The sequence below is a fragment of the Amycolatopsis sp. NPDC059027 genome (assembly GCF_042739735.1).
Classification (GTDB): domain Bacteria; phylum Actinomycetota; class Actinomycetes; order Mycobacteriales; family Pseudonocardiaceae; genus Amycolatopsis.
This window is the reverse complement of the sequence record NZ_JBHYIK010000002.1, coordinates 59912-65814: the sequence shown is the minus strand read 5'-3', so window position 1 is coordinate 65814 and position 5903 is coordinate 59912. Positions and strand designations below refer to the sequence as shown.

5 protein-coding genes are annotated in these 5903 nt (G+C 69.5%); all 5 read left to right on the top strand.

The window, feature by feature from the left end:
* Positions 1–212 precede the first annotated feature (212 nt).
* The 5 genes from ACFWY9_RS01685 to ACFWY9_RS01665 all read left to right on the top strand — a co-directional run bounded on the left by ACFWY9_RS01685 (position 213) and on the right by ACFWY9_RS01665 (position 5792).
* A complete protein-coding gene (locus ACFWY9_RS01685; protein ID WP_378328474.1) occupies positions 213–1220 on the top strand; it encodes a LysR substrate-binding domain-containing protein in 1008 nt (335 codons plus the stop codon).
* Positions 1221–1331: 111 nt separating this feature from the next.
* Positions 1332–1958 (top strand): papain-like cysteine protease family protein, encoded by a 627-nt coding sequence (locus tag ACFWY9_RS01680; protein ID WP_378328475.1) that lies wholly within the window; start codon positions 1332–1334, stop codon positions 1956–1958.
* Positions 1958–2776: a hypothetical protein gene (locus ACFWY9_RS01675; protein ID WP_378328476.1), complete on the top strand. Its 819-nt coding sequence runs from the start codon at positions 1958–1960 to the stop codon at positions 2774–2776. Before ACFWY9_RS01680 ends, ACFWY9_RS01675 begins: the two co-directional genes overlap by 1 nt.
* A 181-nt stretch (positions 2777–2957) precedes the next feature.
* The gene (locus ACFWY9_RS01670; RefSeq protein WP_378337907.1) at positions 2958–4346 is read left to right on the top strand and encodes an MFS transporter; all 1389 of its coding nucleotides are present in this window, start codon (positions 2958–2960) and stop codon (positions 4344–4346) included.
* A gap of 144 nt (positions 4347–4490) precedes the next feature.
* Complete coding sequence (locus ACFWY9_RS01665; protein WP_378328478.1) at positions 4491–5792, top strand: peptidase S8/S53 subtilisin kexin sedolisin; 1302 nt, start codon at positions 4491–4493, stop codon at positions 5790–5792.
* The last annotated feature ends 111 nt before the right edge of the window (positions 5793–5903 follow it).

Here is a 5903-nt window from a genome sequence, read left to right as displayed (position 1 = left end):
GTGTGCGGCGCGGTGGGGTTCCCCGACGGCTACCACGCCTGTCGATTAGCGGCGCTGGCCTGCCCCGCCGGCGGGGGGGCGCCCCCGCCCCCCCCCCCGGCGTCGTCCGGCGCCGCGGCCCCGGACGAGCGCTTTCTCACGGTGAAAGAATGGTCCGAACCAATTTCGGCACAAGGCTATCTCCCCACCCGATAGGGGTATAACATCGGCGGATGGCGGAGCTCGAACTGCGTCATCTTCGTGCGGTACGCGCGGTCGCGGAGGCGGGCAGCGTGAGCAGGGCGGCGACCCTGCTCGGCGTCAGCCAGCCCGCGTTGACCGCGCAGCTCAAACGCATCGAACGGATTCTCGGCGGGCAGCTGTTCGAACGCGGCTCGCAGGGTACCAAGCCGACCGACCTCGGCAAGTTCGTGCTCAACCGCGCCGAGGCGCTGCTGGCCGATCTGCAGGCACTCGTCGTCACGGCGAAGGAACGCGGACAGGCGAACGGGCGCTCGGTGCTGCGGGTCGGCAGCATCCCGCTGACCATGCTCGGCGGTTTCGTCGAGCAGCTGCACCTGCGTGCCACCGAGCTCGACGTGCAGACCTGGGTGGAGCCCTCCGCGCCGGTGCTGCTGAAGCTGCTGGCCACGCACCGGGTCGACGTCGCGCTGCTGGAGCGGTTCGACGGCATCGAGCCGTATCATCTGGCCGGGCTGACCGTGCGGACGCTGGGCACCGAGCCCATCTTCGCCGGGGTGGCCGACGGGCATCCCGCGATCAGGGACGGCCTCATCGACCTCGCCGACCTCGCCGACGAGGAGTGGGTGCTGCCGCCGCCGCACGAGAACGGGGTGCGGATGCGGTTGCTGGCGGCCTGTGAGGCCGCGGGTTTCACCCCAAAGGTGCGGCATTACACGTCCGACGCGATCACCGCGCGCACGCTGATCAAGGCGGGCTGCGTGGTCATGGCCTCGGCGTCGTTCCGGCCCAGCGGTGGGGTTTCGGCCTACCCGCTGCGTGGTGACCCCGTGCTCGCCGACCTGTTGTTCGCCATGCGCGCCAACGACGTCCTGCTGAACTCGATGGACGAGCTGTTCCGCTGCGCCGCGCTCGCCTACCGGAACGTCGCCGACAACAACGTGCATTACCGGCGTTGGTGGGACAGTCATCCGGAGGCGCATCGAGAGGTCGACGCGATCCTGTCGGACATGACCGAGAGTGAGATCGTCTACCCATAACGTGCGTGTTATCCCCGATGGGATTACCCCCGTTCCGGCCGTTCGGCCGATGCTTCGCATGGTCCTCGTTCCCCGAATCCGGCCCCCGCGGTCGGGCCGAAAGGAGCAACCATGCCCAGCACGAGTGCGCCGCCTCGCGGCGCGCGGAGATCGGCGGTGAGCCGCCTGCGGCGGTCCGCCGTGCTCGCGGCGGGTGTACTGGCGGTGGGCGTGCTCGCCCCCGTCACCGTCGCTTCGGCCGCCCCCGCCGGCCCCGCCGCCGGCAAGCAGCTCAACATCAGCCAGCAGGTCCAGGAGCAGGACCAGTGGTGCTGGGCAGGCAGCGGGCTCACCATCGCCAAGTACCTGCAGAAGGACAACGGCATCGACCAGAACGACTTCTGCTCGATCGCGCGCGGCGGCCAGCCCGGTGAGTACTGCCCGAACGAAGCGGGCTACCTGGAGTGGGTGCAGACCGCGTTCCAGCATCTCGGCATCACGGGCGGACAGATCGGCGGCGCGCTCAGCTTCGCCCAGGTCCAGTCGTCGATCGATGGCAATTCCCCGATCGAGACCGGCATCTACTGGACGGCAGGCGGCGGCCACGCGCAGGTGATCTACGGCTACGACAGCTCGACGCAAGCGCTTTCCTACGGCGACCCGTGGCCGTCCAGCCCGCGCTACAGCCAGATGCGGTACCAGTCCTACCGGTCGAACGGTCAGTTCCGGTGGGCCGAATCTCTCTACGGGGAGAAGTGATGGCGATGAACAAGACGACACGGATGCTCACCGGCTCGGCCATCGCCGGTTTCGCGCTGCTGCTGGGCACCGCCTCAGCAAGCGCTTCCACTGATCGCGACGCCGCGGGCCAGGCGGCCACCACCCCGCAGACGACCGACTTCATCGCCCACTTCTTCGTCGGCGCCGACCGCCACGCGGCGGGCCGGCCTTCGTCGATGATGAGCAAGGCCGAGGAAAACGCCGCCGCGGCGGCGAAATCGCCGCAGATCCTCGGGTCCCCGCTCGAGGTGTACACGCTCAATCCGGCGTTCGTCACCGGGACGTCCCAGGACGTCGCGACGTTCGGCTACTACGCCGTGCACACCCGTTCGGCCAGCGGCCAGGACGCCTCGGTCTGGCTGACCCGTGAGGGCAGCGGCTGGGAAGCCAGCAATATCACCACAGGTACCGAGGAAATCACCTATCCCGCGCAGGCGGGCGGCGATACGGTCTTCACCGAACCGCAGGTCAACGCCTGGTACCGGGTACACGAAGGCCGCGTCGTCGGGCTCAACGACGTAGCGAAGCGTGTGGTCGGCCCGTCGGGCACGACGCTCGCGGATTATCAGCGGATCGTGCACGGCAAGTACGCCGACAAGATGCCCGGCTCGGACTATGCCCGCAAGGGCAGGCTGGGTGGCTTCGGTCCGGCCCCGGCGGCCAAACCCGCCGAGGCGCAATCGCCTGTCCCCGGCAACACGGCACTGGACTGGATCGCCGCATCCGGTTTCGCCGTCGTCGCAGGGCTGGCCGGCGTGATCGTGGTTCGGCGTCGACGCGCGGGTCGCACGCACTGAACCAGGGCGGTGCCGGCGGTGGGCCTCTTTCGCCGAAAAATGAGCGCCCCCCGGCTCCGCCACCATGTCGCGGAGGTGCCTGCTGGTCCGCGGGCACCTCCGCGATCTCTTTGCCGCGCAACGTGATCCAGCCCATGCCGAGGTTGACCTCCAGCGAACTGGAGCTTTTAGCGTCGGCCGCATGACAACTGTTGCGAGCCACGTCGCCGGATCGTGGCGGGACCTGTTCGGCAAGCGCCATCTCGGCGCGATCGTGGTACTGGCGGGCGGCGTCGCGCTCTATGCCACCAACATCTACCTCACCGCGAGCATGCTGCCCACGATCGTGGCCGACATCGGCGGTGAGCGGTTCTATGCCTGGAGCACCACGGTGTTCCTGGTGGCGTCGGTGTCTTCCTCGGTGGTGGTCGGCAAGGCCGTCGCGCGATTCGGGGCGCGGGGTTCGTACGTGCTGGCACTGGGTTTCTTCGTCGCCGGGTCCGTACTGTGTGCCGTTTCCCCCGCGATGGCGGTGCTGCTGATCGGCCGGGCGGTCCAGGGCGTCGGCGGCGGTCTGCTGTCCGGCCTCGGCTATGCGCTGATCCGGTCGAGCCTGCCGGAAGCGTTGTGGGCACGGGCTTCGGCGCTGATCTCCGCGATGTGGGGTGTCGGCACGCTGGCGGGCCCGGCGCTCGGCGGGCTGTTCGGCCAGCTGCGGCTGTGGCAGGTGGCGTTCTTCGCGCTCGCCGCCGCGGGACTCGGGCTCGCCGTCCTGGTCCCGCGGGCGTTGCCCCGCGAACGTCCCGAAGGCGCGATCATGCCCGCGCCGATGATTTCGATGCTGCTGCTTTCGGCGGCCGTGCTCCTGGTGAGCGTCGCCGGCGTCGCGGACCAGACCACTCTGCGGATCGTCTTCCTTGTCGTGGCGGCGGTTCTGATCCTCGGTTTCGTCGCACAGGAACGCGGCGCCCGTGCCCGCGTCCTGCCGCGGTCGACCTTCCACAGTGGAGCGCCGACGAAGTGGATCTACCTGTTCATCGTGGTACTGGCGATCGGTTCGACGACGGAGGCGTTCGTGCCGTTGTTCGGGCAGCGGCTCGGCGGGCTGGCGCCGATCGCCGCCGGGTTCCTCGGCGCGGCACTCGCGGCGGGCTGGACGATCGGGGAGATCCCGGCGGCCAACGCGACGCGCACGGCGGCGGTCCGGCGGATCCTCGTCGCGGCTCCGCTGCTGCTCGGCGGCGGACTGGCCGTCCTCGCGCTCACACAGCGGGCGGACGCCGGAATCGGGCTGGTGGTGGTCTGGATCGCCGGTTTGCTGGTGGCGGGCAGCGGGATCGGGATCGCGTGGCCGCATCTGGCGACCAAGGCGATGAGCGTCGAACCCGACGGCGTCGAAGCGGATCGCGCGTCCGCGGCGATCAACACCGTGCAGCTCGTCTCCAACGCTTTCGGTTCGGCGCTGGCAGGACTACTGGTGAACCTCGGCGGCGACGCGGACGCGGGATCGGCGCGGGTGATGTTCGGTGGAATGGCGGTGCTCGTCCTGCTGGGTGTGCTGGTCACGCGACCCTTGACCCGGCAGCGGTGACCCCTTTCGGCCGATTCGGGCGGATAGCCGGTTTCCTGGGCGTATCACCGCATCCACGACCATTGGCCGTAGCAGAGACTCCTCCGGCGGCGCTTTAATCCCGGCTGGAGCGCACGTGACACCGCCGAGCTGGAGGAACACCGAATGTCTGCTGGGTTCAGCCGAGTCCGAGGTCCGAACCGCGCGCGGACGGCACTCACCCTCGCCGCGAGCGCGGCCGTCGCGGTCACGATGTGCGGCGTCGGCGCGGCGAGTGCCGCACCCGCGGGCCAGGCCGGAGCACACGCGACCGCCAAGCAACACCGGTTCAGCGAGGCGGCGAAGCTGCTCGGCGCCACGAAGAACGCCGACGAGCGCGCCGCGCTGACCGACAAGGCCATCGCGGCGGCCGGAAACAACCTGCAGACCGCGTATCACACGAAACCCTTGTACGACAAGGGAATCGACGGCACCGGCACGGCGCTGGCGACGATCGTCTCCTACGGCGACAAGAACATCAAGGCCTACATCGACAGCTATTCGCGCTCGCACGGCCTGCCCCCGGCGGACGTGCAGATCCTCGAGCCGGCCGGCCACGTGCCCTCGTGCGACGACCCCGGCGTGCCCGCCGACTGTTCGAGCTGGGGCGGCGAGACCGACCTCGACGTCGCGATGTTCCACACGCTCGCGCCGAAGGCGAAGATCCTCGTCGTGGCCACGCCGACCTCGGAAACCCAGGGCATCGACGGCTTCCCCGACATGATGAAGGCCATCGACTACCTCGCCGACCACAAGGCGGCCAACGTCATTTCGATGAGCCTCGGCACGCCGGAAGACGATTTCGACAACTCGCGGCAGCTGCACGATCTCGACGCGCACTTCAAGAAGGCGGTCGACGCGGGGATCACCGTCACGGCGTCCAGCGGTGACGACGGTTCGACGGGCAAGAAGAAGGACGGCAGCGAGTGGGGCAAGCAGGTGGTGAGCTTCCCCGCCGCCAACTCCTACGTCACCGCGGTCGGCGGCACCGTGCTGCACCTCAACCCCGACGGCACCAGGAAGTCCCCGGACGACCTGTGGTCGCGCTCCGGCGGCGGTGTCTCGCACGAGTACGGCATACCCGACTGGCAGAAGGAAGTCGGCAAGGTGACCCATGCCAAGGGCCGGTCGCTGCCGGACATCTCGCTGCTGGGCACGTCCGGCACGTCGCAGTCGTCGCCGCTGTTCGCCGCGGTGGTCGACCTCGCCTCGCAGCAGGCGGGCAAGGGCCTCGGCTTCATCAACCCCGCGCTGTACAAGCTCGGCTCCGGCGGCACCGCGTCCGGCATCGTGGACGTGACCAGCGGGAACAACAGCTACAACGGCGTTCCCGGGTTCTCCGCCGGTAAGGGCTTCGACATCGTGTCCGGCTGGGGCACCGTCGACGCCGCCGCCTTCGTCCCCGCCCTGCTCAAGCAACTCCGCTGACGTTCCGTCAAGGCCACCTTACGGGCGTCTGACGCCCCGGTGGGGGGGGTTTGGGGAACGCACGCGGCGGGGCCGCCCCACCGCGGCAGCGCCACCCGGCGGCCCACCCGC

Excerpts from the sequence above, each read along its gene's own strand:
- ACFWY9_RS01685 (WP_378328474.1), top strand. The coding sequence starts at position 213 with ATGGCGGAGCTCGAACTGCGTCATCTTCGTGCGGTACGCGCGGTCGCG.
- ACFWY9_RS01680 (WP_378328475.1), top strand. The coding sequence starts at position 1,332 with ATGCCCAGCACGAGTGCGCCGCCTCGCGGCGCGCGGAGATCGGCGGTG.
- ACFWY9_RS01675 (WP_378328476.1), top strand. The coding sequence starts at position 1,958 with ATGGCGATGAACAAGACGACACGGATGCTCACCGGCTCGGCCATCGCC.
- ACFWY9_RS01670 (WP_378337907.1), top strand. The coding sequence starts at position 2,958 with ATGACAACTGTTGCGAGCCACGTCGCCGGATCGTGGCGGGACCTGTTC.
- ACFWY9_RS01665 (WP_378328478.1), top strand. The coding sequence starts at position 4,491 with ATGTCTGCTGGGTTCAGCCGAGTCCGAGGTCCGAACCGCGCGCGGACG.